Here is a 24890-nt window from a genome sequence, read left to right as displayed (position 1 = left end):
CGTTTTCAGCTTGCGGATGATCTGCTCCGCGGTGTGCCTGGTGCGTTTCATGGTGAAGTCCCCGGCCCAGTCTGGCCGGCTGAGGACTCTCATTCACCCTGGACCGATTGCCGGGGTCCACGTCACCTCATTTTTAGCTCGACAATGCTGTTGGTGGTGTGGTTCTCAAAAAGCTTGGCTATCCACAGCTTGCGATCGAGCAATGACCCGAGCTTTTGAGGCATTCCCTCGCCAATGCGAATTGGCTTGCAAGCACCGCTTTGCATGCGCATTGATTTGGTCGCTTTGCCTCTGTCATGGGGGGCGCCCCTTTGTCTTGTTTGACTGGTTCACAAGGCTTTGTGAATCGTTGCAAATACTGCGCGGCAGGCTCTGGTCCGTCTGGACCTAGCGCTCACGGGCTGCGCCGATACCATCCGCTCATCCCATCGGCACTGGTTATGTCTGTTGATCTAAAGGTTGCAGACTTCACCCAGCGGCTGGCCAACCAGCTGCAGACCCTTTCTGAGGTGGCTGAAACCCTCACCTTCCGGCTGCTCGAGCTGGAGGAGCGACTGGTGGCGCAGGAGTTGAAGGTGGAGCCGTTGCTGGATGGCTCCGCTTCCGGTTTCGGGGTGGTGGCCGAAGACACGGAGCTGCGGCTCGGTGAAACGGAGGATCGCCTGGCTCAGTTGGAGGGCCTGCTCAGCGGGCTGGAGAGCACGGGGGCGGCCCGCCACCTGCGCTCCATTGCTCCCGCAGTAGTCTCCGCCGTTGCGCCCATGGAAGAGGAGGCCGTGATGGAGGAGCCCCCCAGCGAGGATCCATTTCTCGATGACGCGGAGCAGGCCTTTGCCGATGAGCCCCTGTTTGCCGAGGAACAGCCGTTCCTCGATGAGCTGAGTGCCTGAGGGGTTGATGCCTTCGCTGGTTCAGCGGCTGAAGGCTTCCCTCCAGCTGTCGGGGATCTCGGTGCTGTAGTCGTCGGTGCGGGTGAATTCAAAGGGGCCTGGCAGCGAGCCCCAGAGGTGCTCGTGGGTCACTGGGTCGTGGCCGCGGTCGATGGTGCGCATGTTATCGCGATGCAGCTCGAGGCGGCTCACCAGGTAGGAGGTGGTCCCTTTGCGGTCCACCAGGCAACGGCAGCCCGGCTCCACCTCACCCACAAAGCCATCACCCTCTTCCCGCACCACGTAGGCACATCCCTCGAGGGGCCGTAGATCCTCCGCTTGGATCAGGCTGCGGCGTTCGGCATCCTCCACTGCACCCCAGAAGCGTTGGTCGTCCACCAGGGACTGGTTGCGGATGATCAGCTGATCCCCCTGACGCTCGGCCCGCAGCACCCGAGTGCGGTAGGGCGCCGCAGGGTTGATCGCGTAGCTCTGCTCGAGCAGCAAGGAACCCGGCTCCAGTTGGGGAAGCGGACGAAACTTGACCAGGATGTGGGCGTAGAGGGGCGGGTTCTCGAAAGCCTGCTCCTGGTTGCTGAAGCCACCGCTCAGCATCCGCACCAACCGCTCCAGTGAGCTCTCCATCACGCCAGACCGTGCCTCCGCGCCTGAAGCTACTGGCTCAGCCCCGTCAGCCCTAAGAGCCTTAGCCGGAAACCCGCCACCTGGCGGGCCAGGGTGGGGTCGTTCTGCAGGAAGGGGTGCTCGGCCAGGCGTTCCAGCATCAGCTCAACTTTGGCTGCGGGGTCGAGGCCATGGTGGGGGTCGCGTTGCTCGTGCTGCTTCCAGGCTTCATCGAAGGCCTGGGCAAAGCTGTCGGCGTTGTTGAACAGCCGATTGGAGTCTGCTGGTGGCTCGCGCATGGTGTTAGGAAAACGCGCCTGGGCCGCAGCCAGTCGAACAATGCCAGGACCCAGATTTGAACTGGGGACACGGCGATTTTCAATCGCCTGCTCTACCAACTGAGCTATCCCGGCCTGTCGCCGTAGCGACTTTTGGATCTTAGATCACGGCGCTGCCAGGGGGTGCGGGCCAGGCAGGCCATGCCGGCCACGCACCACCCCTGCTCACGCAGGGCCGATGCGGCGGCGCAGGCGGTGGCGCCAGTGGTGAGGATGTCGTCGATCAGCAGCACCGGTGGGCGGGGCCGGCGCCGCAAGGTTTCGGGGGCGACGCAGCGGAAGGCACCGGCCTGGTTGGCCCAGCGCAGCTCGCGGCCCAGGTGGTGCTGGCCCAGCACCGCCCGACTGCGTTCGAGCAGGGGCGACTGCTGCCAACCCAGCCGCCAGCTCAGGGCCCGGCCCAGCAGACCCGGCAGGGGGTTCGCCCGTTGTTTCCAGCTGGGGATCGGCACCAGCAGTGGCGGCTGCTCCCAGGCTTCGGCGGCAAGGGCGTCGGCCAGGTGCTCCGCCAACACACCCACCAGGGGTGGCTGTGGTTGCTTGCGCAGCTGCAGCAGTTGCCGGCGCACATCGCCTTCATACAGGCCCGCCGCCCACCAGCGCAGGGGCCCAGCGCCCTGGAATCCGCCCGGTGGCAATGCTGCGGCGAGATCGGCGTGCAGCTTGGGCGGTTGGGCGATCCAGTGCAGGGGCAACAGCCGGAGCAGCCCTGCGGCCAGGGGGGAGGGGCCGGTGGGCCAGGCAGCCATGGCGGGTGAACGCGGCAATGGCTGCAGGATTCCCACGCCCTAGCGGGGCATGGCCCGCAGCATGGCCACCAGGGTGCGGTGGGCGTCGTCGCTGTCGCTGAGGGTGTGGTCGAAGCGCACCTCCACCATCTGGCCATCCACCTCCAGCTGCATCGCCTCTGGCCCCACGGCAACCATGCGCACGGCCGTGGCGGCTTCGATGCCGGCGTAATGGCGGGCGTAGGCGACCACCGCTTCGGCGTGGTCGTCGTTCATGTGTTTGCAGATCCGATCGCTCACGGCGGGGGTGAGGGGGTCGGCGGCCATGGCGCTGCGCAGCGGGGGTGTGGCCGGATTCTGGCGTCAGCCGGCTCCGAAGCGCTGCCAGAGCAGGATGCCCAGGCGAATGGCACTGAAGCCCACATACCCCGCCAGCACCACGAACACCCCCATCGAGATCACCGAGCGCAGGCGGTCGTTCATGGCGGAGCAAGGATGGTTGCTGCCAGTCTGGCCATGCCGAGGGCCGCGGACAGCCCAGGGCGGTTCAGCACCGGAACCCCCAGGCTCTGTTGCCGCAGCTGGCGCCACTGGGGGTTGCGGGCACCACCTCCCAGGGTGATCACCCGCTCCAGGGGTGGTGCGCCGGCTGCGCGCAAGCGCTGCCAGCCAGCCTGCTCGATGGCGGTGAGCCCCTCCAGCAGGGCCTGGAGGTAGCGCCCATCGCTGATCGGGCGGGGCTCGAGCACCGGCTCCAGGTTGGGATCGTCTACCGGAAAGCGCTCGCCGCGGGCCGGCAAAGGGCGCAGCCGCAGCCCCGTGGGCTGGCTGGGGTCGATCTGACGGCTGAGTTCGGCGATTTGCCCGTCGCTGAAGAAGCGCCGCAGGATGCCCGCCCCAGCATTGGAGGCGCCGCCCACCAGCCAGCGCCCGGCGACGCGGTGGCAGCTGATCCCCGCCCCCTCAATCGGCTTGGGGCTGAACTGCTTGAGCACCAGGGTGGTGCCGAGCACGGTGATGCCATCGCCGCTGAGGGGCTCCGCTGCAAGGACGCCGGCATTGGCGTCGGTGCTGCCCGCCACCACTTGGCTGTGGCTGGGCAGGCCCAGCCGTTGGGCTGGCCCGGCTGCCAGGGCGTCCAGCACTGTGCCGCTGGCGCAGATCTCTGGTAGGCCAGAAGCCCACGGCTGGAGGTCGATGGCTCCACTCCAGCGCTGTCGCTGCAGATCCCAGCCCAGTCGCAGGTTGTTGCCTTCCTCACCCCGGCGCCAGTTGCCCATCAGCCAGCCCATCAGCCAGTCGGCCTGGTGCCGCAGCAGCCAGGGCCCCGCTTCGCCGCTGTGCTCGGCCTGGGCCAGCAGGTGCAGGGCCCGGGCCAGGCTGCCGCTGGCACTGGCGGCCGGGCCCCCACCGGCGAGGGCCGCAGCAGCTGCGGCTTGTTCGGTGCAGCAGTGGTGATAAGGCAGGGCTAGGCCCAAGGCCCCTGGGCCTGGTTGGCCATCGGGGCGGCACAGCAGCAGGGTGCCGGAGGTCCCAGCGATGGCGATGGTCCCCACCCGACTGCGCAGGGCGGACGGCAGCCGGGCGCAGAGCAGCTCCAGGCCGTTCACCCAGCTCCAGGGGTCTTCCAAGCGGGTGGGGTAGGGGCTGGTCTCCTCCAGCAACTTTGCGCCGCCAGGTTCAACAAGCGCGATCCGCAGCCCGCTGCTGCCCAGATCCACACCCAGCGCCAGCGCTGTCATCGCTGGCTGGTCAACGGTGTCAGGCCGCGACCTGGGCGGCGGTGGCCTGCTTCAGGGTGGCGGCGATCGCCTCCACGTTTTCCCAGGGCAGATTGAGGTCGGAGCGGCCGAAGTGGCCGTAGGCGGCGACGTCTTGGTAGAAGCAGCCGCCACGCTGCTGGGGCAGCTGGCGCAGGCCGAAGGTTTCGATGATGGCGCCGGGGCGCAGGTCGAAATGCTCCTGCACCAGGTTGGTGAGGTCGGCGTTGCTGATCGCGCCGGTGCCGAAGCTCTCCACCAGGATGCTCACGGGCTTGGCCACGCCGATGGCATAGCTGAGCTGCACTTCCACCTTGCGGGCCAGGCCCGCGGCCACCAGGGCCTTGGCCACATAGCGGGCGGCGTAGGCGGCGGAGCGATCCACCTTGGTGGGGTCCTTGCCGGAGAAGGCCCCGCCGCCATGGCGGGCGTAGCCGCCGTAGGTGTCCACGATGATCTTGCGCCCTGTGAGGCCGGCATCGCCCTGGGGGCCGCCCACCACGAATTTGCCGGTGGGGTTCACCAGGAAGCGGGTGTCAGCCTGGCTGGGTTTGAGGCTCAGATCGGCGGTGGCGGGCTCCACCACGTGCTGCCAGAGGTCGGCGGCGATGCGCTCCCGCAGGGCCTTCTCTTCGCTCAGTGAGCTGCCATCCGGCAGGGCGATCTCAGCGGTGTGTTGGGTGGAGATCAGGATCGTGTCGATCGCCACAGGCACGTCGTTCTCGTACACCACGCTCACCTGGGTCTTGCCGTCGGGGAGCAGGTAGCTGAGGGTGCCGTTGTGGCGCACTTCCGCCAGGCGCCGCGCCAGCCGGTGGGCCAGGCTGATCGGCAGGGGCATCAGCTCCGGGGTTTCGTTGCAGGCGTAGCCAAACATGATCCCCTGGTCGCCGGCGCCCACCAGATCGAGTGGATCACCGTCGTGGTCGTCGGCCTCGTTCACCCCTTGGGCGATGTCGGGCGACTGCTGATCGAGGGCCACCAGCACGGCGCAGCTGTGGGCATCGAAGCCACCGGCGCGGGCGCCGCTGTAGCCGATCTGGTTGATCACGCCTCGCACCAGGGTGTTGAAGTCGACCCGGGCGTTGGTGGTGACTTCGCCGGTGATCAGGCACAGGCCTGTGTTCACAACGGTTTCGCAGGCCACCCGCGAGGCCGGATCCTGGGCGAGCAGGGCGTCGAGTACCGCATCGCTCACCTGGTCGCAGATCTTGTCGGGGTGCCCTTCGGTGACCGATTCGGAGGTGAAAACGTAGCGGCTCATCCGGCCTTGATCAACGTGGGGTCAGCCTATGCGGCGGTGGCGCGCACCTCCAGCTCATTCCAATGGCTGAGGCAAGCAAAGCTGGGGTCCAGCGGAGGAGCCATGGTCCAGCCCGCCCCATAGCCGAGCACGACCGGCACCCCCGCTTGCCGGGCCATGCGCAGGTCACTGTTGGCGTCACCGATCAGGGCGCAGCGCTCCACTGCCACGCCGAGCATGGCGCAGAGGGCTTGCACCGCGGCCGGGTCGGGCTTGCGCGGGCTGTGGTCGGCGCTCCAGAACCCCTGAAAACGGGAGCTGAGCTGCTGACTGGCCAGGAATGCCTCGATGCCGGGGCTGTCGTCGTTGCTGATCACCGCGCAGGCCACCGCAGCATCGGCCAGGGCCTCCACCATGTTGTGAAGCCCGTCGGTGGCGATCGGCCGATGCTGGCTGCCCTGCCCATGCAGACCATCGGTGGCGGTGAAGATGGCCTCGCTGAGCTCGAGCGCCTCGGGCCAACCCAGCCCAACCAGGGCCAGGGCCGTGGCGGTGGAGATCAGGTTGTGGGCCCGGGAGCCGACGGCCGTGGCGCCAGCGGGGTGGATGGACTGCTCGCTCAGCCCATAGGCGCGCTGCAGCAGGTCAGTCAGCGCCTCGGTTTGGGTTGTCGGCAGTTCCGGATGGCGTTGCTGCAGCAACCGGCGGGCATGAAAAACCCTGGCCGAAGCCAGGGCATGGAGCATGGGCTCACTGATCGAGAGGGTGCCGTCCTTGTCGAACAGCACCGCGTCGATCTGGTGGGGATGGCCGGTGGCATCAGCCAGGATCTGGCCCCGCAGAAGCAGTTGTGCCATCGGAGAATCGAGGGGTGTCGAGCCCTCAGTCGAGGGTGACGCCCATCGGCTCGTTGTCCTCGGCTTGCTCGAGCAGCATCTGCTTGTAGCGGGCGGCCATCTCCTCGGCCTTCTCAAACACCTTCTGGGGATCGGTGAGCATGTCGCCGGGCTCCGGCTCGAGGGCCTTGGTGGACAGGGAGATGCGGCCCCGCTCGGCGTCGAGGTCGATGATCATCACCTTCATCTGATCGTTCACGTTGAGCACCGTGTGCGGCGTCTCGATGTGCTCGTGGCTGATCTCGGAGATGTGCAGCAGGCCGCTGACGCCACCGATGTCGATGAAGGCGCCGTAGGGCTTGATGCCGCGCACGGTGCCCAGCACCACTTCGCCCACCTCGAGGCGGTTCATCTTGCGCTCCACCAGGGCGCGGCGATGGCTGAGCACCAGGCGGTTGCGCTCCTCGTCCACCTCCAGAAACTTGAGGGGCAGGAAGTCGGCCACCAGCTCTTCCTTGGCCTTGCGGGTGCTGATGTGGCTGCCGGGGATGAAGCCGCGCAGACCTTCCACCCGCACCAGCGCACCACCGCGGTTGGTGGCAAACACTTCGCTGTAAATGGTGGCGTCTTCCTTCTGCAGCTGACGCACCCGCTCCCAGGCCCGCTGGTACTCAATGCGGCGAATGGAGAGCGAGAGCTGGCCGTCCTCGTTCTCCTCACTCATGATGAAGAACTCCCGGATCTCCCCGGGCTGGAGCACGTCGCTCAGGCCCTCGACCCGGTTGATCGACACCTCCTGCAGGGGCATGAAGGCGGCTGTCTTGGCGCCGATGTCGATCATGGCGCCCTTCGACTCGAGGGCAAACACGGTGCCGTTGACGACGTCGCCGGGCTTGAAGTTGTAGTCGTACTTGCTCAGCAGCGACGCAAATTCATCGAGCGTGAAGCCCACGCCATCGACGTCGCTGCGGGATGCGGCGCGGCTGCTGGGGTCGTCGGCGGTGGGAACCTCTTCCGGAATGGCCAGGTCGAGATCGTCGGCCGTCTCAGCGGCGAGATCGAGGTCGGCCTCGGCACTGAGAGCGTCGCTGCTGAGCGATGGCGTGCTGAGCGCTTCAGTGGTGGAGTCGGAAGGGGTCACGGTCATGGAAGGTTGGCGGCCTGCCGAGGGCAGTGCGAAGGATTGGACGATCTGCCCGCCAGCAGACACAGTCCGATCCGTCACTGTACCAACGTGGGCGGCCCCGGTTGGTGACGTGATCAGGCAGGTTTGGCGACGTGCTCAGCCGATGGCCGCCAAGCTCGGCTGGCCGCGCAGGCGGCTACCGCTGCGTTTGTGCAGGCCTTCAAGGGTGGCGACAAAGTCGCTGATCCCCTGGAATTGCCGATACACCGACGCAAAGCGGACGTAAGCCACTTCGCTCATCTCGCTGAGATGTTGCAGCACCAGCTCGCCGATTTCGCCACTGGTCACCTCGCGACCGCTGCGCTGTTGCAGCTGCAACTCGATTTCGTCGACCACCCCTTCAAGTCGGGCGGGCTCAAGGCCGGTTTTCTCGCAGGCCCGCAGCACACCGTGCAGCAATTTGGCCCGGTTGAAGGTTTCCCGGCTGGAGTTGCGCTTCACCACGGTGATGGGCACCGTTTCCACCCGTTCATAGGTGGTGAAACGAAATTCGCAATTGAGGCATTCACGCCGTCGTCGCACACTGCGCCCGCTGTCGGCTGCCCGAGACTCGAGCACCCGGCTGTCGGTGTGTTGGCAAGAGGGGCATTGCATCCCCGAACGTCCGGGCGTGTTTCTCAAGTTTAGACAGCGTTTTTTCATTTGGAAAGGCCTGCTTTTCTGTTTGCGGCAACAAAAAAGCCCCTGCCGGGGCAGGGGCTTGGCTCAGAGATGGCCAATTATTTGCCGATCTTCGGGGGATCGCGAAAGGCGATGGCAAAGAAAAGCGTGGAAATGGCCAGAGCCAGGATCAGGATGTAAGCGAAGCTTTCCATGGATGTCCTCGAGGGTTCTGGCGGTCAGCTGAGGGTCGTCGTGCCGGCAGGGGGCACGTAGCCCTCTGGCAGACGACGGGTGGACTTGTCGCCCAGTTTCTGGAACAGACCGAATTCCACCTGCTCACCCAGATCCGGATCAATGCCTGCGAACACATCCCGGTAGAGGGTGCGGGCGCCGTGCCAGATGTGGCCGAAGAAGAACAGCAACGCGAAGGTGGCGTGGCCGAAGGTGAACCAGCCGCGGGGTGAGCTGCGGAAGGTGCCGTCCGAGTGGTAGGTCTCGCGATCGAACTCGAAGGCTTCACCCAGCTGGGCCTTGCGGGCCAGCCGCTTGACGTCAGCGGGATCGGTGAAGGTCTGACCGTTCAGAGCACCGCCATAAACGGTGGCGGTGACGCCCGTTTGCTCGAAGGAGTACTTGGCTTCAGCCCGACGGAAGGGGATGTCGGCTCGCACGATGCCCTCCTGGTCCTGGAGAACCACAGGGAAGTTCTCAAAGAAGTTGGGCAGGCGGCGCACTTCCAGGTCGCGGCCGTCCTTGTCGGTGAAGGAGATGTGGCCGATCCAGCTGGTGGGCAGGCCATCACCATTCACCATCGGGCCGACGCGGAACAGACCGCCCTTGGCAGGGCTGTTGCCCACGTAGTCGAAGAAGGCGAGTTTCTCAGGAATCGAGGCGTAGGCCTGCTCCTTGGTGGCGCCGTTGTCGAGGGCCGTTTGCACGCGGCGGTTGATTTCCGCCTTGAAATAGCCCTGGTCCCACTGATAACGGGTAGGGCCGAACAGCTCGATCGGGGTGGCGGCAGCGCCGTACCACATCGTGCCGGCCACGATGAAGGCAGCAAAGAACACCGCGGCGATGGCCGACGCCAGCACGGTTTCGATGTTGCCCATGCGCAGGGCCTTGTAGAGGCGCTCTGGCGGACGGGTTGTGATGTGGAAGATGCCAGCGATGATGCCAACAATGCCGGCGGCGATGTGGTGGGCCACGATGCCGCCAGGGTTGAAGGGGTTGAAGCCTTCAGGACCCCACGAGGGCTGCACCGGCTCTAAATGTCCGGTGATTCCATAGGGGTCGCTGACCCACATGCCTGGGCCAAACACACCGGTGAGGTGGAAGGCGCCGAAGCCAAAGCAGGCGAGGCCGGCAAGCAGCAGGTGGATGCCAAAGATCTTGGGCAGGTCGAGGGCTGGCTCCCCGGTGCGGGGGTCTTGCCAGATCTCGAGATCCCAGTAGGTCCAGTGCCAGATGGCGGCCAGGAAGAGCAGGCCGCTGAAAATGATGTGGGCAGCAGCCACACCTTCGAAACTCCAGAAGCCGGGATCGACCCCGGTTTCTCCGGTGATGCTCCAGCCTCCCCAGCTGCCGGTCACGCCGAGACGGGCCATGAAGGGCATGACAAACATGCCCTGGCGCCACATCGGGTTGAGCACCGGGTCGGAGGGGTCAAAGATGGCGAGCTCATAGAGCGCCATGGAGCCGGCCCAGCCGGCAACCAGGGCGGTGTGCATGAGGTGCACGGCGAGCAGTCGGCCCGGGTCGTTGATCACGACCGTGTGCACCCGATACCAGGGCAATCCCATGGGGGGTAGTTCTGGGTGGGTTGGGCGATCGTAAGGGGAGCCCAGGCCACCGCGCGGCCGAGGTAACGGACCGCAACGGCCTGACCCACAATGGAGATCGCAGCAGCTCGTTTCCCATGCCCGTCATCCGGTTTGTGCGCGAGGGGCGTGACGTGGAGTGCTACCCCGGTGAAAACCTGCGGGAGGTGGCGCTGCGCGAGGGAATTCAGCTCTATGGGCTCAAGGGAACCCTGGGCAACTGTGGGGGGTGCGGCCAGTGCATCACTTGCTTTGTGGCCATTCCAGAGGGAACGGGCAGCCAGGTGCTGAGCGGCCGCACCCCTGTGGAAGACCTGAAGCTGAAGCGGCGTCCCCAGAACTGGCGGCTGGCCTGCCAGGCCCTGGTGCAGGACTCGCTTCTGGTGCTGACGCGGCCCCAGGTGGGGTTGGCGGATCAGGACGCTCTGCTGGAGGCAGCTCTGGCCCAGCCTCTGCCCCCCGGCCCCACGGCCTGGCCCGCTCCACCGGAGCTGGAAGACGACGATGGGGAGCCGGAGGAGCAGGAGCCAACCGCAACGAGCGATGAAGCCTCCTGAAACCCGCCCATTTGGCGGTGATACCCTCCCAGAACTTCCCTTTCAGCCATGGAAACCAACGATCTCGGCTTTGTTGCCAGCCTGCTGTTCGTGTTGGTTCCCGCGGTCTTTTTGATCATCCTCTACATCCAGACCAACAGCCGTCAGGGGGGCTGATCCCAGGGGGCTTGGCGCCTTAGCTGCGTCCCTCCGGTTCACGCACCAGGAGCACCGGTGCTGGTGCATGCACCCGGATGTAATCGCTCACTGAGCTGCCCAGCAGACGGTCGATGTCCACCAACCCTCGGGCGACCACCGGGCGCCGATCCTGGGATGCGATGACCAGTAGGTCGGCCTTGAGATCCTCGGCAGCGGCGCACACGGTGCGGCCCACGTCCCCGCTCCGATGCACCGTTTTCAGATCCACGCCGTAGCCGCGGGCCCGTTGCACGGCCTTGTCCAGCACCTCGTCGGTCGGGGATTTGCCTCCGCGAGAGGGCCTGATGTCCTGCCGGGTGATGTGCACACCCGTGAGGCTGCCGCCGGGGATCTCGCGCACCAATTCACAGGCCAGTTTGAGGGCGTCATCCCCCACGCCGGTGCCATCGATCGTCACCATGATCAGGTTGATGTGGCGCACGTAGAGGTCGTCGCGCACCAACAGCATCGGCCGGGTCGACAATTGAAAGACGTATTGGCTGGCGCTGTTGCTGAGGATCGCTTGCAGGCGGCTCATGCCGCGGGAACCCATCACGATCAGATCGCTGTCGAGTTCATCGGCCACCTTCAGCACGGTCTGCTTGGTGTCGCCCTGGCGAATGATGGTGTTCACCTCGCTGGGGTTCAGGCCCAGGCGCTGCACGGCTTCCGCGGCGATGGCGGCGGCCTTCTGGGAGTGTTCGGTGAAGCTCTCACCCGCCTGCTCAGGCACCACATGCAACAGGTTGATCCGGGCCTGGCGAACGGCGGGGATGTCGCGCAGCATGCGCACCATCTCTTCCACATGGCCCTTGCCGGAATCGGCGATTAGAACGTTGCGAAACACGGGGACGACTCAATGAAGCAGGCTCCCCGCAAGCCTATGGCCGATCCCTGGAGCCCAGGCATCTGCTCTGCAGACCGTGATGGTCGGACCGCGTTGTGGGGGATCCAGCCATGAAGGCCTTGGCCGGTTGGTTGCTGGAGCGGCGGGTGCTGCCGCAGCACACCGATCACGCTGGTGTGATGTGGCATGGCGCCTATCTGGCCTGGCTTGAGGAGGCCAGGGTGGAGGCCCTGGCGGCCGCGGGGCTGGCCTACAGCGATCTCTCGGCCCGGGGGCTGGAGTTGCCGGTGGTGCGTTTGAGCATCGATTACAAGCAGGCCCTGCTCCACGGCGACGTGGTGCAGATCTGGAGTGAAGTGCTGCCGCGTCGTGGTTTGAAGTTGCCCTGGCGCAGCAGGTTTGTGGCGGCGGATGGGGGTGTGGCCGCCGAGGCACAGGTGGACCTGGTGCTGGTGGCCGGGGTGCCCGGCTCGGACCAGCGCCGGCTGCTGCGCCGGCTGCCAGCCGATTTGGAGGCCGCCGTGGCGACCCTGGAGCGCGGCCCGCTCTAGGATCAGTACATCTGTACTGAAAGCGGGTATGGCGGGGCGGGGTCGGGCTCGGGGGCTGGGTCTGGGGCTGTTGAGGGCGGCCGATCGCCAAGGCTGGAATCGGGAGCAGCGTCTCTGGTGGTTGTTGTGGTCGGGGTGTCCGGGTATTGGTTTCAGCCGATTAATGGCCATTCGCGACAGTTTCTGCGGGTGGGCAGCGGCCTGGGCCTCGCCGCCGGAGGCCTTTACGGCCTTGGCGGGATTGGGACCCGCCAGCTGCCGTCAGTTGGAGCGCTACCGCACCCACTGGGGGCCTGATCCCCTGCCTCGCCTGGCCCGCCAGCTCCACGGCGGCAGGCGGGTGGTGCTGCCCGCCGATCCTGCCTTCCCGCCTGCGCTTCTGAACTTGGAACGCCCGCCCTTGCGGCTGCATTGGAGCGGGCGTGGTTGGTTGTGGCCGCTGTTGCATCGCCGTCAGGCCATCGCGGTGGTGGGCACCCGCCGGCCTTCCCGCCATGGCCTCGCCATGGCGGAGGCGATCGGTGCGGCCCTGGCCCAGGCCGGCTGGCCGGTGGTGAGTGGCCTGGCCGAGGGGATTGATGGGGCGGTGCATCGGGGATGCCTGGCCCACGGCGGCCGGCCCGTGGCGGTGCTGGGCACGCCCCTGGAGCGGGTGTATCCGCGCCATCACGAGGCTCTCCAGGCCGAGGTGGCCGCTGAAGGGTTGTTGGTGAGTGAGTTGCCCGCCGGCACGGCGGTGCAGGCCGGCCATTTCGCGGCGCGCAATCGTCTTCAGGTGGGGCTCTCCCAGGCCGTGGTGGTGGTGGAGTGCCCGCTGCGCAGCGGCGCCCTGCATTCGGCCACTCTGGCGATGCGCCAGGAGTTGCCCCTGTGGGTGGTGCCAGCCGATGCCGGCAAAGCCTCGGCAGCCGGCAGCAATCGGCTGCTCGCCCAAGACGCCACGGTGCTGCTGGAGCCCGCCGATCTGATCCGCCAGCTCGGTCCGGGCCCCCTGGCCCCGGCCGATGCACTCCCCCCGTCGGAGGCGCAGGCTCTTGGCACGGTGGATCCGGCCCTGGTCTTGGCCCTAGGGCGCGGCGCTTCCCTGGAGCAGCTCTGCCTTGCTCTCGATCAGCCTGTGGCCGTGCTGGCCGCCCGCCTGCTGGCCCTCGAGCTGCGGGGGCAGGTGCGGGCTGAGCCGGGCCTCTGTTGGCGCCCGATTTAGCCTGGATCCATGCAGCAGGGGCAGCTCGACGGGGAGCAGTGGTTGGCCTGGCGGCGGCGGCAGCTGGCCCTGGGGGGCAGCCCCGCTGCCTTCGATTGGCTCGTGGATCTGGCCGGTGGTCTCTCCTGGCAGCAGCAGCAACAGCTGCGCCTCTCTCCCCAGCAACCGGTGCGGCTGACCTGTGGGCTGTCGCGGCTCGAGACCCTCTGGCAACGCCATCTCGACACCGCTGAGCCCCTGCAATATCTGGTGGGCCGTTGTCCGTGGCGGGATCTGGAGCTCGCCGTTGCCCCTGGCGTGCTGATTCCGCGGCAGGAAACCGAGCTGCTGGTGGAGCTGGCTCTGGCGCTGGCCCCGGCCTGCCCGGGTCGTTGGGCCGACCTCGGCACCGGTTCGGGTTGCTTGGCCCTCGCGCTCGCCCTGGCGTGGCCGGCGAGCTGCGGCATGGCCGTCGATAGCAGTCCCGTGGCGTTGCAGCAGGCGGCCGACAATCTGGAGCGGGGCAGGGTGAGCGGGCGGGTGCAGCTCCTGCAGGGCAGTTGGTGGCAGCCGCTGCGCCCCTGGTGGGGCGCGTTGGAGCTGGTGGTGAGCAATCCTCCCTACATCCCCACGGCGGTGTGGGCTGGCTTGGATCCGGTGGTGCGGGATCATGAGCCGGCCCTCGCCCTCGATGGCGGTGCCGATGGGCTCGACGCCCTGCGCGCGATCGCGAAGGGGGCGGCCGACGCCCTGGTGCCCGGCGGATTGCTGTTGTTGGAGCACCATCACGACCAGAGTGAGGCGGTGATGGCTCTGCTGGCTGCAGCAGGGCTCGAGCAGGTGCAGGCCCATGCTGATCTGGAGGGCCAGCGCCGCTTTGCTTCAGCTCGCCATGGTCTCTCCCCGCAACACACCGGCGATGGGGTCTGATTCCGCACCGAGGCCTTGGCCCGCCCCAGCCCTCTCCGCCCCCGCTCTGGCCGATCGGCTGCAGCGCGGCTCGGCGGCGCTATTCCCCACCGACACCCTGCCGGCCCTGGCGGCATGCCCCAACCAGGCCCACCAGCTGTGGACCCTCAAGCAGCGGCCGCCCGACAAGCCCTTGATCCTGATGGCGGCCAGCTCGGAGGTGTTGCTGGCTGCGCTGGGGGTGCCGCTGCAGCCCGCCTGGCTGGAGATGGCGGCCTGGGCCTGGCCGGGAGCGGTGACCCTGGTGTTGCCTGCCACCGGGCCAGTGGCCGCAGCGTTGAACCCCGGTGGCGCCAGTCTGGGTCTGCGCCTGCCGGCCTGCCCCGAAGCCCTGGCCCTGCTAAGCCTCTCGGGCCCCCTGGCCACCACCAGCGCCAATCTCTCCGGTTGCCCGGCCGCCACCACTGCCGAGCAGGCTGCCCAGCAATTTCCTCAGGTTCCCCGTCTGGCGCCGTTGCCATGGCCGATGGCTGGCGGCCAGGCCAGCACGGTGCTGGCCTGGGGGGAAACGGGGCAGTGGCAGGTGCTGCGCGCCGGTGCTCTACTGCCACCAGGGATCTAGCGCAAGTTGATGGCCGCCCTTGCTCTGATGGTGCTCCTGGCGGTGGCGGCGTTCCACTGGTTCATGCAGCCGCTGCTGCACCTGCTGCCGGTGCTAATGGAGTTGTCGTTCCTGCCGTGGGCGCTGTTGGCTCTGGGGCTGTGGTTGTTGGCCGGGCGCCCGGTTGGGCCTTAAGCGAGCCTTCGGGTTAAGGGGTTTTGGTGCGGGGTGCGCTGGCGCTGCCCTTGGCCGGGCTGGCTGCTGGCGCTGCAGGCGTGGCCGGGATCGGTTTGGCGTTGGCACAGAGATGGGCCACCATCAGGTCTTCGCCGCCCTGGCTTTTCGACTCCTCCTGCGACAGCGGCAGCCGCCATTCCCCCCAGGCGCCCTGGGCGCCTTGATGACTCACCCGCAGGGTCTCGCAGTGCACCGCTACCTTGCTGGTCACCTCCGGCGCGCCACAGATGCTGGTGGTGGTGCGGACGCCGCCCTCCGCCACCCTCCAGGCACTCCAGTCGTAGCGGCAGCTGCCGAAGCTTTTCCAGCGGGGGGCTTTGAGTTGTCGGATTTTGTCGAGCAGAACCTGCTCCTTGGCGCTGGTTTGCCCCCCTCCGGCGGCGGCTGGTTTGCCGTTGGCATCGCTTGGGCTAACGGCCGGAGTTGCCACTGGCGTAGCCCCCTGGGCGTGAACGGCCCTGGTGGATTCCAGCTGCAGGATCAGGGCGACCAGGCCCAGAAGGCTTCAAAGGGGGATGGGCAAGAGAGGCACAACCAATCGGCCCATCCAGATTCGCCCATTCGGCGGCTTCCCACCATGCCGACCCTCCAGGACGGGTGGTCTACCAAGAGCCGGCTAACGGATTTGAACCGATGGCCTTCGCTTTACAAAAGCGCTGCTCTACCACTGAGCTAAGCCGGCCTAGGAGGCAGAAATCCGCTCTCCAATGACGACTTTATCGTTCGGCCAAGGCCCAGAGCAGCAGCTGGGTGCGGCTTTGACAGCCGGTTTTGGCCAGCAGGCTCGACATGTGGCTTTCCACCGTGCGCGGGCTCACGATCAGGGCTGCAGCAATGGCCTTGTTGCTGTGGCCCCGTTCCAGTTCCTGGAGCACGCGCCGTTCTGCGGGAGTGAGTTCCGCATTGGCCATCTGAATCGGCAACGACATCGGGATTCCAAGGGCATCTGCCCCAGGATTCCCACACTGGGCAGCTTGGCCTTAGGGGCCGACTTTGGCCTCCAGAGCGGCGTCAGCCGTGGGAGAGGGCAGCTTGGCGCGCCGGATCGGCAGGTTGGCCACTAGCGCCGTCACCCGGTCTTCTGTTTCGAGGGTCACATCCCCTTCCTCAAAGTCAATTTCGACGTAGCGGCTCACCACCTCGAGGATCTCCCGCCGCATTTGTTGCAACAACTCGGGGTTGAGGTCGCTGCGGTCGTGGGCCAGCACCAGCTGCAGCCGCTCCTTGGCGGTGTTGGCGCTGGCGGGTTGCCGGCCCAGCAGTTTGTTGATCACATCGCGCAGGGTCATCGGCTTCAGAAGATCTTGGTTTGCATCAGGCGGCCGATCTTGGCCCGGAGGCCCTGGCGCTCCTTGCTCGGATCGATCAGGGGCACGTCTTCACCCTGGAGGCGGCGGGCCACATTGGTGTAGGCACGCGCCGCCGGCGAGCCGTTGCCATTGAGGGTCAGGGGCTCGCCGCGGTTGGTGCTCACGATCACCTGCTCGTCTTCCAGCACCAGCCCCAGCAGGGGCAGGGCCAGGATGTCGGTGACATCGCTCACCGCGAGCATCTCCTGGTTGGCCATCATCTTTGGCCGCACCCGGTTGAGCACCAGCTGAATGGGCTTGACCCCTTCGCTGTTGAGCAGGCCAATCACCCGGTCGGCATCACGCACCGCCGATACTTCCGGCGTGGTGACCACGATGGCCTCCCGTGCTGCCGCCATGGCGTTCTTGAAGCCGCCCTCAATGCCGGCGGGGGCATCGATCAGCACGTAGTCGAAGTGCTCGCCGAGCATGGCGGCAATCTTCTGCATGTCGTCGGGCTGGAGCCAATCGAGCATGCGGGGGTTGCCCGCCGGCAGCAGCGCCAGATTGGGTTCCTGCTTGTGCTTCACCAGGGCCTGTTCCAGTCGGCAGCTCTCCGAGAGCACCTCCTGGGCGGTGTACACAATGCGGTTTTCCAGCCCCAGCAGTAAGTCGAGGTTGCGCAGGCCGAAGTCGGCATCGAGCACGGCGGTGCGTGCTCCCTGCTTGGCCAGGGCGATGCCGAGATTGGCGGTGAGGGTGGTTTTGCCCACGCCCCCTTTGCCGGAGCAGATCAGGATGTAGCGGGTTGACGCAGCGGCCACGGCGAAGGCTGGATTGCCGGCAGGTTAAGGCCAAAATCCAGGGTTGCAGGTGTTCTAGCTGGCATTGCCGCCCCTCCACCAGGGTTTACAACGGGTGGATCTGGCACCCGGTCGGAATGACTGAGCTCACGGACCCGCAGCCGGCTCTACCGCAGGACTATCAACACCATCACCAGCAGCTGCTGGTGATGCCCGACGACGGCGTTGAGGCCGTGGTGGCCCTGATCGACGGGGCCCAGGAGTCGCTGCGGCTCAAGCAGTTCAAGCTCCAGTCGGAGGCCATTGAGCAGGCACTGCTGCGCGCCCACCAGCGCGGGGTGCAGGTGCGGGTGATGCTCAATCCCCACACCTCCGGCGGCGACCGCTGGAACGATGAGGCCCATGCACGGCTTGGCGCCTGGGGCATCGCGGTGGCCTGGACCAGCGAGGCCTTCCAGGTCACCCATGAGAAGTCGCTGGCGGTGGACCGCAGCTGTGCGTTGATCTCCACCTTCAACCTCAGCGACAAATATTTCACCCAAACCCGCGACTACGGCATCGTCAGCTATGCCACCCCGGTGGTGGAAGAGGTGATTGGCGGTTTCGAAGCCGACTGGAATCGCACCTTTTTCCACCCCGACCTCAGCGTGGGGCTGGTGTGGAGCAGCGTGCACAGCCGGGGACAGATGGCTCGGATCATCGACATGGCCCGCGCCACGCTCTGGATCCAGCACCCCAAATTTGTGGATGCCGTGATCCTCGAGCGGTTCATTTCCGCCCGGGAGCGGGGCGTGAAGGTGCGCCTGCTCTGCGGCGGTAAGCACGGCATCTCCGACTGGGACATCTACGACACGTTTTCGTCGTTGCGGGTGATGGAGCGCTTCGGCGTGAAGGTGCGGCGCCAGAAGCACTTGAAACTGCACGCCAAGCTGCTGCTGGTGGATGGGGCCTACGCCCAGACCGGCTCCATGAACATCGATCGCAGTGCCTTTGACCTGCGCCGGGAGCTGGGCATCGAATCCGATGCCCCCGAGGTGGTGGCCCGGCTGCGCGCCACATTCCAGGCCGATTGGGAGGCGGCAATGAAATATCACGCCCCCGATCCGCTCGATCCCAGCCTCCATGAGGCGGGCGAACTGCCGCCCGATCCCCATTTCGTGCATGACTGAGCCCGCAGTAACAGCCCCGCCCAGCCCACTGGCCCCTCGCCCCAGCCTGGTCCAGTTGTTCTGGGGCATGCTCCAGGTGGCCCTCTCGGCCTTTGGCGGCGGGCTGTCGGCTTGGAGCCAGCGGATTGTGGTGGAGCAGCGCCGTTGGATGACCAACGAGCAATTCCTCACGGGTCTCACTGTGGCGCGGCTGTTTCCTGGGCCCAACCAAATCAACATGGCTGTGTACATCGGCGCCGACTTCCACGGCCTGACCGGTGCCCTGGTTGCCCTGGCCGGGATGTTGCTGCTGCCCTTCACCCTGTTGATGGCGGTGGGCCTGGCCTACTTCCAGTTCCACGACATCCCTTCGGTTGATCGGGTGCTGGCGGGGGTGGTGGCCGCGGCGGCCGGCATGGCCCTCTCGATGGGCTTCAAGATTCTTGATCAGTATTGGAACGATCGGGTTGCGCAGCTGCTGGCCGCCGGCGTGTTCCTGGCGCTCACGGCCTTGCACGTTCGCCTGATTCCGGTGGTGTTGGTCGCCGGCCCATTGGCGATGGCCTGGTATTGGCCGCGCCGCCCGTCGTCGCCATGAGCCTGGAGCTTGCTGCGGCGGCGGCCGTCTGCGAACCCGCCCCTCTCACCGACCTGGGCACCCTGCTGCAGGTGCTTTGGCAGTTTTTGTCGCTGTCGCTGTTTTCCCTTGGCGGTGGCAACACCCTGCTGGCGGAATACCACCACCTGGCCGTGGCTCAGTACTGCTGGCTGAGCAATGCCCAGTTCGCCGATGTCTACGCCCTGGCCGAAGCGGCGCCCGGGCCGAGTTCGATGTTGGTGGGCTTGCTGGGCCTCGGGGCCAGCTGGCGGGAGGGGCCGCTGTGGGCCCTGCTCACTGCCTACGGCGCCGAAGCCGCCATCCTTCTGCCCTCCACCCTGCTGATGGTGGCGGCCTGCCTGAGCTGGAAGCGACTGGAGCATTCCCCCTGGCGGGTGGCCTTTGAGCGGGGGATGGGGCCGATCACCCTGGGGATCCTGTTTGCCGTGGGGCTCAAGATTCTGCGCACGGCCGACACGAATGTTCCCGGCGTGGTGGTGTCGCTGGTGGTGTGCGTGCTGATGCTGCGCACCCGCCTCTCACCGATCTTGTTTATGGCGGTGGCCGGTGTGCTGGGCGGTCTGGGGGTGATCAACCGCTGAGGGGCCAGGTCGGTTGGGCGGGGTCGATCTGAATGGCCCCATCCACAATCCGGGCCTCTTCGGCCAACCCTGCCGGGGGCAAACCCTCCGGCCCGCGGGCCACCGCTGCGGCGATGCGCAGCTGCAGGGGGCGCAGTTGCAGGGCCACGATGCGGGCCTCGCTGTTGCCTGTGCAGCCGGCATGGGCGATGCCCCGCAGGCGGCCCCACACCAGCACGTGGCCGCCGGCGGAGATCCGTGCTCCGGGGTTCACGTCCCCCAGCAGCAGCACCGTTCCATCCGCTTGTAGGTGGTCGCCGGAGCGCAGCGTGCCCTGGTGCACCAGCAGCCCCGCCTCGCTGGCGCTGGCAGGGGCTTCACGGGCAGCGCCGTTCCCATTGCCGGGGGGATGGGGCCAGTGGCTCTCAAGGCCCAGGCCGGCGGCGGCCACATGGGTGTGGGGATGGCCGCTGGTCAGGGCCACCAGCTGCAGCTGCCGGCTGGCCAGGGTGGCCTGGATTTCGCTGAGCTGGCTGAGGCCGAGGCGCCAGGATCGGGCATCGAGCATCACCGCCCCTTGCACGGGGCCATCGGCGAGCAGGGCTGCGCTCTCAACGGCGCTGCGCACCAGGTTGGCGGCTCCACCTAGCGCCGGGGTGGCCAGGGCGGCATCCACCTGGGGCGCTGGCAGCACCAGCCGGTGGGCCCCCTGGCCCGATCGGTCTGCCGTGAACACGGCGCCACCAGCTGGTTCCATTCCGCCAGGTGATCCCGCGTCCATCAGCACCTCCGCTCAGCGGCCCAGCAATTGGCGCAACTTAGGGGCCACCTCCGCCGGATGGATCAGCCAGGCCAGCTCCACCGGCACGGTGAGGCTTTGCACCAGGGTGGAGCGTTGCTCCAGGGCCTGAAGGCGCTCGCCGTCCCAGATCCGCAGCCCCCCTTTGTAGGGGTGATAGCCGCGGGTTTGGCGCTGCTGCAGGCCGCAGCTGGTTTCGGCACTCAGGCCCTCCGCTTCGCTCAGCTGCCGCGCCGCCGCCAGCAGCTCCAGCCGCTGGGCCGGCTCACAGTGGCTCACATCGGTGGCCTTGAGCAGGCGTCGCTCCAGCAGTCGTCGGCAGGGATCCTGCAGCTCGGCCGGCCCCTCCTCCATCCAGCGCATCAGGTGGTAGCCGGTGCGGATGTCGTCGTTGGCCAGGAAGGTCGGCAGATCGAGCTCGCTCGGGTGCCAGAGCCAGCGGTTCATCACCCGATCGGCCCACACCCGCTCGGGCCCGAGCCGACGGGCGGTGGCGATGGCCTGGTTCAGCAGCCAGTTGCACACCACATTGAGGCGGTGGTTGTAAACGCTGCGGTACATCAGATTGCGCACCACCAGGTAGTGCTCCACGGCCATCAACCCCTTGGGGCTGAGGGCCAGCTGGCCATCGGGGGCCAGGGTGAAGGCGGCCAGGATCCGCTCCAGATCCAGCCGGCCATAGGTGGTGCCGGTGCTGTAGCTGTCGCGCAGAAGGTAGTCGAGGCGGTCGCAGTCGAGTTGGCTGCTCACCAAGGCCTGGATGGCCGGGTTGGCATAACGGCCGTGCTCGAGCAGATCGGCCACGGCGCTGGCCGTGCCTGGTGCATGGGCCTCCAGGCGGTCCCGCAGGGCCGGATGCTCCCGGATCAAGCGGCCCGACCAGGCTTCGTGATGCAGCCCATACATTTCTTCGCCGGAGTGGCTTAGGGGGCCATGGCCCACGTCGTGGAGCAGGGCCGCGGCATAAAGCACTCCCCGCTGGGCGGCCAGTTCGGGATGGCGACGCTCCAGCTGCTGCAGGGCCAGCCGGGCCAGGTGCAACACCCCCAGCGAATGGGTGAAGCGACTGGATTCGGCGCCATGGAAGGTCAGGAAGGCTGGCCCCAGCTGGCGCACCCGGCGCAGGCGCTGGAAGGGGGCCGTATCGACCAGGTCGATGGCCAGGGCTTCGGCCGGATCGGCCCCATCCAGGCGGATCGCCCCGTGCAGGGGATCGTGATAGGTGCGTTCCCCCATGGTCAGAGGTTGCCCTCCAGGCGACTGGCCAGCAAGCGGCCGGCCTGCTCCAGCCAGGCGTCGTCGTCGCCGCCAGGATCGAGGGGCTCAGGTTGGGGCAGGGCCAGATCGGGTTCGATCCCCTGGTTCTGGATGTCCCGGCCGCTGGGGGTGAGGTAGCGGGCCACGGTCACGGCCAGCCCGCTGGTGTCGCCCAGGGGGATCAGGGTCTGGATCAGCCCCTTGCCGAAGGTGCGCGACCCCACCAGCTCACTGCGGCCGTTGTCCTGCAGGGCGCCCGCCAGGATTTCGCTGGCGCTCGCCGTGCCGCCGTTCACCAAGGTGAGCATGGGCCCGTCGTAGAGCCGGCCTGGTCTGGCCTGCTGGGGTGAGCTGAGCCCATCGCGATCCTGGGTCTCAACGATGGGTGTGCCATCGAGCAGATCGTTGGCAACGGCAAGGCCCGCACTCACCAACCCGCCGGAGTTGTTGCGCAGATCCAGGATCAGCGCCTCGATGTCTTTGCCGTTGAGGTCGGCCAGGGCTTCCTGCACGTCTTGCGGCACCGGCTCGGAAAACTGGGTGATGCGCAGGTAGCCAAGGGTGTGGTCACCCACCCGCAGCCGCTTGCTGCGCACGGGGCGCAATTCCACCTGGCGGCGCTCCAGTTCCGCCTCCCGCACCTGTCCGGCCACATCCAGCTCCACCAGCACCCGGGAGCCAGACGGCCCCCGCAGGGCGGCGGCCGTTTGCTCCAGTCCCAGCTCTGCGGTGGCCTGGCCATTCACCCGCAGCACTTCGGCGCCGCTGGGGATCTGGGCTTCGGCGGCGGGCGAGCCGTCCAGCGGGGCGATCACCACGATCTGTTGGTCACCGCTGCGCAACCCCAGCTGCAGCCCCACGCCAGTCACCGTGCCCTGGGTGTTGGAGCGCAGGGTGGCGTAGTCGTCGGGCCGCAGCAGCCGGGTGTAGGGATCGCCCAGGGGGGTGAGCATCGCCTCAATGGCGTCGTAGGCGTCGCCGGAGCTTTGGATTGGTTGCTCCAGGGCTTTTTGGCGCAGCCGCTTCCAGTGCACCTGGTCGAAACGCGTGGGATCGACGTAGCTCTGGTTCACCAGGCGCCAGGCATCCACCACCAGCTGCTGGGTGTCGCTCAGGGCCAGCAGCCCGCCGACGGGGGCCGTCAGCAGGGCCAGCACCAGCAGCCCCCCCAGCAGCGGGCGCCACAGCCATGACCAGCCTGGCTTCAAGGTCATTGCAAAGGGTGGAGAAGGCCTGGTGCTGGGGTGCGGGGCACTCACGGGCGGCTCGGCGCGATCGGTAGACTCTCGCAACCAAACCACCCAGCTGCATGGCGAACACACCTGCTGGAAACTCCGGTCAGGCCGCGAACCCGGTTTACAACTGGTTCGAGGAGCGCCTTGAGATCCAGTCGATTGCCGACGACATCTCGGCCAAGTACGTGCCGCCCCACGTCAACATTTTTTACTGCTTGGGCGGCATCACGCTGGTCTGTTTCCTGATCCAGTTCGCCACTGGGTTTGCGATGACCTTCTATTACAAGCCCACGGTGGCTGAGGCCTACGCCTCGGTCCAGTATCTGATGACCGACGTCAGCTTCGGCTGGCTGATCCGTTCGGTGCATCGCTGGAGCGCCTCGATGATGGTGCTGATGCTGATCCTGCACGTGTTCCGCGTCTACCTCACCGGTGGTTTCAAGCGCCCCCGCGAGCTCACCTGGGTCACCGGCGTCACCATGGCCGTCATCACCGTGTCATTCGGCGTCACCGGCTACTCCCTCCCCTGGGATCAGCTCGGCTACTGGGCCGTCAAGATTGTGTCTGGCGTTCCAGCGGCCGTGCCCGTGGTGGGCGACTTCATGGTGGAACTGCTGCGCGGTGGTGAAAGCGTTGGCCAATCGACCCTCACCCGCTTTTACAGCCTCCACACCTTCGTGATGCCCTGGCTGCTGGCCGTGTTCATGCTCATGCACTTCCTGATGATCCGGAAGCAGGGCATTTCCGGTCCCTTGTGACCCATTGATTCGGCGGTCTCCTCCGCCGGTTCATCCCCTCTAGTCTGCGTTCACTGTCCTCAGAGATCCCTGCTCCCGGCACCCCGCCATGCACATCCTCAAGAAGCCCGACCTCACCGATCCCAGCCTGCGCGCCAAGCTCGCCAAGGGCATGGGTCATAACTACTACGGTGAGCCCGCCTGGCCCAACGACCTGCTCTACATGTTCCCGGTGGTGATCCTCGGGACCATCGGCTGCATGGTCGGTTTGGCCGTGCTCGACCCCGCCATGCTGGGTGACAAGGCCGATCCCTTCGCCACTCCGTTGGAGATCCTGCCCGAGTGGTACCTCTACCCGGTGTTCCAGATCCTGCGGGTCGTGCCCAACAAGCTGCTCGGCATCGCCCTGCAGACCATGATCCCCCTGGGTCTGATGTTGGTGCCCTTCATCGAGAGCTTCAACAAGTTCCAGAACCCCTTCCGCCGTCCCGTGGCCATGGGCGTGTTCCTGTTCGGCACCGTGTTCGCGATCTACCTCGGTATCGGCGCAGCCCTGCCTATCGACAAGTCGCTCACCCTGGGTCTGTTCTGATCCGTCCTAAAAGGTTTATTTGAGCCGCGGCCCTGGTCGCGGCTTTTTTGATGGTGATCGCCGCTGGTTTCAGATCAGGCCGCCACTGGCATTGAGATCCAGCAGGGCCACGTCCTCGGGCTTGACCCGCAGGATGTGGTGCAGCAGCAAGAACCCCACGATCGTCCAGGTCTGGTAGGTGCGGGCCTGCTGGCCCACCCAGGTGCCGGTGGGCCCATCGAAGTATTCGGCCCATTGCTGGCGGGGCAATTGGTTGAGTTGGCTCCAGTAGCACTCCTCGAGCATGGCCTTCATCTGGCCCATCAGCAGCACGTCGGCGGCCGGGTGCCGCTGCTCGTGCAGCAAGATCGCCCCGCCGAGATACCAGAGCAAGCTGGGCCAGTGACCGCCGTTGTGGTAGCTCCAGGGCCAGTTTTTGGGATCCGATCCGGTTTTTTCGGCCCACTCCTCCACCTCCATGGGCGGATGGCAGATCCGCATCGGCATCTGCGCCATGAGGTGTTGGCGGTTGTGCAGCACCAGGCGGAACAGGGCCCGTTGTTGGGGGGCTGTCCGACGACAATCTGGTTGAGGGGTCGCGCCAAACAGGTTGACCGCTCTTGAGGAGTTCAGCTGAATCCGGTTGCCATGCGCAGGGCACCGGGCCATGCCTGCTCCTCTCACCGTTCAACAGATTGCGCTGTACATGTCCAAACGACGAGCCGGCAGCCGCCAGGAGGTGGCTGCCGCTGCGGCGGGCATTTCGGTGAGCAGTGCCCACCGGATTGATCACGGCCGCATCCAAC

The 24890-nt window shown here is 66.7% G+C and carries 32 protein-coding genes, 2 tRNA genes and 1 pseudogene; 13 read left to right on the top strand and 22 right to left on the bottom strand.

What is annotated here, in order from left to right:
* Positions 1–440: 440 nt before the first annotated feature.
* Positions 441–890: a hypothetical protein gene (locus KBY70_RS13480; protein WP_254988844.1), complete on the top strand. Its 450-nt coding sequence runs from the start codon at positions 441–443 to the stop codon at positions 888–890.
* A gap of 21 nt (positions 891–911) precedes the next feature.
* Here KBY70_RS13480 and KBY70_RS13475 read toward each other — a convergent pair whose 3' ends face one another.
* The 12 genes from KBY70_RS13475 to psbB form a co-directional block, all read right to left on the bottom strand.
* A complete protein-coding gene (locus tag KBY70_RS13475; protein ID WP_094561574.1) occupies positions 912–1514 on the bottom strand; it encodes a chromophore lyase CpcT/CpeT in 603 nt (200 codons plus the stop codon).
* Between the two features lie 29 nt (positions 1515–1543).
* A complete protein-coding gene (locus KBY70_RS13470; protein ID WP_094561575.1) occupies positions 1544–1792 on the bottom strand; it encodes a hypothetical protein in 249 nt (82 codons plus the stop codon).
* A gap of 41 nt (positions 1793–1833) precedes the next feature.
* A tRNA-Phe gene (locus KBY70_RS13465) sits at positions 1834–1906 on the bottom strand.
* Positions 1897–2580 (bottom strand): ComF family protein, encoded by a 684-nt coding sequence (locus KBY70_RS13460; protein WP_254988843.1) that lies wholly within the window; start codon positions 2578–2580, stop codon positions 1897–1899. Before KBY70_RS13460 ends, KBY70_RS13465 begins: the two co-directional genes overlap by 10 nt.
* A 39-nt stretch (positions 2581–2619) precedes the next feature.
* On the bottom strand, positions 2620–2886 hold the full coding sequence (locus KBY70_RS13455) for a DUF2470 domain-containing protein (protein WP_254988842.1): 267 nt from the start codon (positions 2884–2886) through the stop codon (positions 2620–2622).
* 152 nt (positions 2887–3038) lie between these two features.
* A complete protein-coding gene (locus tag KBY70_RS13450) occupies positions 3039–4301 on the bottom strand; it encodes an FGGY-family carbohydrate kinase (RefSeq protein ID WP_254988841.1) in 1263 nt (420 codons plus the stop codon).
* Positions 4302–4320: 19 nt separating this feature from the next.
* Entirely contained in the window at positions 4321–5583 is a 1263-nt protein-coding gene (gene metK, locus KBY70_RS13445) for a methionine adenosyltransferase (RefSeq protein WP_254988840.1), read from the bottom strand.
* Positions 5584–5609: 26 nt separating this feature from the next.
* Complete coding sequence (locus KBY70_RS13440; protein WP_254988839.1) at positions 5610–6419, bottom strand: HAD family hydrolase; 810 nt, start codon at positions 6417–6419, stop codon at positions 5610–5612.
* A gap of 25 nt (positions 6420–6444) precedes the next feature.
* A complete protein-coding gene (locus tag KBY70_RS13435) occupies positions 6445–7545 on the bottom strand; it encodes a 30S ribosomal protein S1 (protein WP_254988838.1) in 1101 nt (366 codons plus the stop codon).
* Between the two features lie 135 nt (positions 7546–7680).
* Complete coding sequence (gene nrdR / locus KBY70_RS13430) at positions 7681–8178, bottom strand: transcriptional regulator NrdR (protein ID WP_254988837.1); 498 nt, start codon at positions 8176–8178, stop codon at positions 7681–7683.
* A 125-nt stretch (positions 8179–8303) separates the two neighbouring features.
* Positions 8304–8399: a photosystem II reaction center protein T gene (locus KBY70_RS13425; protein ID WP_010314684.1), complete on the bottom strand. Its 96-nt coding sequence runs from the start codon at positions 8397–8399 to the stop codon at positions 8304–8306.
* Positions 8400–8423: 24 nt separating this feature from the next.
* On the bottom strand, positions 8424–9986 hold the full coding sequence (psbB, locus tag KBY70_RS13420) for a photosystem II chlorophyll-binding protein CP47 (RefSeq protein ID WP_094561583.1): 1563 nt from the start codon (positions 9984–9986) through the stop codon (positions 8424–8426).
* Between the two features lie 116 nt (positions 9987–10102).
* Between psbB and KBY70_RS13415 the strand changes: the two genes are divergently transcribed.
* Together KBY70_RS13415 and psbM are read left to right on the top strand one after the other, a co-directional pair.
* Positions 10103–10561, top strand: a complete 459-nt coding sequence (locus KBY70_RS13415; protein WP_254988836.1) for a 2Fe-2S iron-sulfur cluster-binding protein — start codon at positions 10103–10105, stop codon at positions 10559–10561.
* 48 nt (positions 10562–10609) lie between these two features.
* Positions 10610–10717: a photosystem II reaction center protein PsbM gene (gene psbM / locus KBY70_RS13410; RefSeq protein ID WP_015109223.1), complete on the top strand. Its 108-nt coding sequence runs from the start codon at positions 10610–10612 to the stop codon at positions 10715–10717.
* Between the two features lie 19 nt (positions 10718–10736).
* Here psbM and KBY70_RS13405 read toward each other — a convergent pair whose 3' ends face one another.
* Positions 10737–11585: a universal stress protein gene (locus KBY70_RS13405; RefSeq protein ID WP_254988835.1), complete on the bottom strand. Its 849-nt coding sequence runs from the start codon at positions 11583–11585 to the stop codon at positions 10737–10739.
* 110 nt (positions 11586–11695) lie between these two features.
* Between KBY70_RS13405 and KBY70_RS13400 the strand changes: the two genes are divergently transcribed.
* The 5 genes from KBY70_RS13400 to KBY70_RS13380 all read left to right on the top strand — a co-directional run bounded on the left by KBY70_RS13400 (position 11696) and on the right by KBY70_RS13380 (position 15024).
* On the top strand, positions 11696–12136 hold the full coding sequence (locus KBY70_RS13400; protein WP_254988834.1) for an acyl-CoA thioesterase: 441 nt from the start codon (positions 11696–11698) through the stop codon (positions 12134–12136).
* A gap of 163 nt (positions 12137–12299) precedes the next feature.
* Positions 12300–13340: a DNA-processing protein DprA gene (locus tag KBY70_RS13395; RefSeq protein WP_254988833.1), complete on the top strand. Its 1041-nt coding sequence runs from the start codon at positions 12300–12302 to the stop codon at positions 13338–13340.
* Between the two features lie 9 nt (positions 13341–13349).
* On the top strand, positions 13350–14249 hold the full coding sequence (gene prmC / locus KBY70_RS13390) for a peptide chain release factor N(5)-glutamine methyltransferase (RefSeq protein ID WP_254988832.1): 900 nt from the start codon (positions 13350–13352) through the stop codon (positions 14247–14249).
* The gene (locus KBY70_RS13385) at positions 14212–14850 is read left to right on the top strand and encodes a Sua5/YciO/YrdC/YwlC family protein (RefSeq protein WP_409996068.1); all 639 of its coding nucleotides are present in this window, start codon (positions 14212–14214) and stop codon (positions 14848–14850) included. The genes prmC and KBY70_RS13385 overlap by 38 nt, the downstream gene beginning before the upstream one ends.
* Before the next feature lie 9 nt (positions 14851–14859).
* Positions 14860–15024 carry a hypothetical protein gene (locus KBY70_RS13380; RefSeq protein WP_198953903.1) on the top strand — a complete coding sequence of 55 codons (165 nt, stop codon included), beginning with the start codon at positions 14860–14862 and terminating at the stop codon, positions 15022–15024.
* 13 nt (positions 15025–15037) lie between these two features.
* Here KBY70_RS13380 and KBY70_RS13375 read toward each other — a convergent pair whose 3' ends face one another.
* The 5 genes from KBY70_RS13375 to minD all read right to left on the bottom strand — a co-directional run bounded on the left by KBY70_RS13375 (position 15038) and on the right by minD (position 17179).
* Positions 15038–15496 carry a hypothetical protein gene (locus KBY70_RS13375; protein ID WP_254988831.1) on the bottom strand — a complete coding sequence of 153 codons (459 nt, stop codon included), beginning with the start codon at positions 15494–15496 and terminating at the stop codon, positions 15038–15040.
* A 180-nt stretch (positions 15497–15676) separates the two neighbouring features.
* Positions 15677–15748, bottom strand: a tRNA-Thr gene (locus KBY70_RS13370).
* Positions 15749–15782: 34 nt separating this feature from the next.
* On the bottom strand, positions 15783–15995 hold the full coding sequence (locus KBY70_RS13365) for a response regulator transcription factor (protein ID WP_094561590.1): 213 nt from the start codon (positions 15993–15995) through the stop codon (positions 15783–15785).
* A 51-nt stretch (positions 15996–16046) separates the two neighbouring features.
* Positions 16047–16355 (bottom strand): cell division topological specificity factor MinE, encoded by a 309-nt coding sequence (gene minE, locus KBY70_RS13360; protein WP_094561591.1) that lies wholly within the window; start codon positions 16353–16355, stop codon positions 16047–16049.
* Positions 16356–16360: 5 nt separating this feature from the next.
* Positions 16361–17179, bottom strand: a complete 819-nt coding sequence (gene minD / locus KBY70_RS13355) for a septum site-determining protein MinD (protein WP_094561592.1) — start codon at positions 17177–17179, stop codon at positions 16361–16363.
* A gap of 116 nt (positions 17180–17295) precedes the next feature.
* On the opposite strand from minD, the gene KBY70_RS13350 reads away from it, so the two are divergent.
* From KBY70_RS13350 to KBY70_RS13340, 3 genes are read left to right on the top strand one after another with little or no spacing between them, the layout of a single operon-like run.
* Positions 17296–18327 carry a phospholipase D-like domain-containing protein gene (locus KBY70_RS13350; RefSeq protein ID WP_254988830.1) on the top strand — a complete coding sequence of 344 codons (1032 nt, stop codon included), beginning with the start codon at positions 17296–17298 and terminating at the stop codon, positions 18325–18327.
* Positions 18320–18904 (top strand): chromate transporter, encoded by a 585-nt coding sequence (locus KBY70_RS13345; RefSeq protein WP_233128776.1) that lies wholly within the window; start codon positions 18320–18322, stop codon positions 18902–18904. Before KBY70_RS13350 ends, KBY70_RS13345 begins: the two co-directional genes overlap by 8 nt.
* Positions 18901–19506 carry a chromate transporter gene (locus tag KBY70_RS13340; RefSeq protein WP_254988829.1) on the top strand — a complete coding sequence of 202 codons (606 nt, stop codon included), beginning with the start codon at positions 18901–18903 and terminating at the stop codon, positions 19504–19506. The genes KBY70_RS13345 and KBY70_RS13340 overlap by 4 nt, the downstream gene beginning before the upstream one ends.
* Here the strand turns inward: KBY70_RS13340 and minC are convergent.
* From minC to ctpZ, 3 genes are read right to left on the bottom strand one after another with little or no spacing between them, the layout of a single operon-like run.
* Positions 19496–20242, bottom strand: a complete 747-nt coding sequence (gene minC / locus KBY70_RS13335; protein ID WP_233128777.1) for a septum site-determining protein MinC — start codon at positions 20240–20242, stop codon at positions 19496–19498. The two genes, KBY70_RS13340 and minC, sit on opposite strands and share 11 nt — an antisense overlap.
* Positions 20243–20278: 36 nt before the next feature.
* The gene (locus KBY70_RS13330; RefSeq protein WP_094561595.1) at positions 20279–21520 is read right to left on the bottom strand and encodes an HD domain-containing protein; all 1242 of its coding nucleotides are present in this window, start codon (positions 21518–21520) and stop codon (positions 20279–20281) included.
* A 2-nt stretch (positions 21521–21522) separates the two neighbouring features.
* Complete coding sequence (gene ctpZ, locus KBY70_RS13325) at positions 21523–22755, bottom strand: carboxyl-terminal processing protease CtpZ (protein ID WP_254988828.1); 1233 nt, start codon at positions 22753–22755, stop codon at positions 21523–21525.
* Between the two features lie 95 nt (positions 22756–22850).
* On the opposite strand from ctpZ, the gene petB reads away from it, so the two are divergent.
* Positions 22851–23534, top strand: a complete 684-nt coding sequence (petB, locus tag KBY70_RS13320) for a cytochrome b6 (protein WP_094561597.1) — start codon at positions 22851–22853, stop codon at positions 23532–23534.
* A gap of 88 nt (positions 23535–23622) precedes the next feature.
* Positions 23623–24105, top strand: a complete 483-nt coding sequence (gene petD / locus KBY70_RS13315) for a cytochrome b6-f complex subunit IV (protein ID WP_094561598.1) — start codon at positions 23623–23625, stop codon at positions 24103–24105.
* Between the two features lie 69 nt (positions 24106–24174).
* Here petD and KBY70_RS13310 read toward each other — a convergent pair.
* Positions 24175–24657 (bottom strand): annotated as a pseudogene (locus KBY70_RS13310) (glycoside hydrolase 100 family protein); the annotation flags it as partial.
* Positions 24658–24890: the final 233 nt, after the last annotated feature.

The organism is Cyanobium sp. ATX 6E8 (assembly GCF_024346335.1).
Classification (GTDB): Bacteria; Cyanobacteriota; Cyanobacteriia; order PCC-6307; family Cyanobiaceae; genus Cyanobium_A.
The sequence above is the reverse complement of the archived record's forward strand: the minus strand, read 5'-3'. Positions and strand labels throughout refer to the sequence as shown.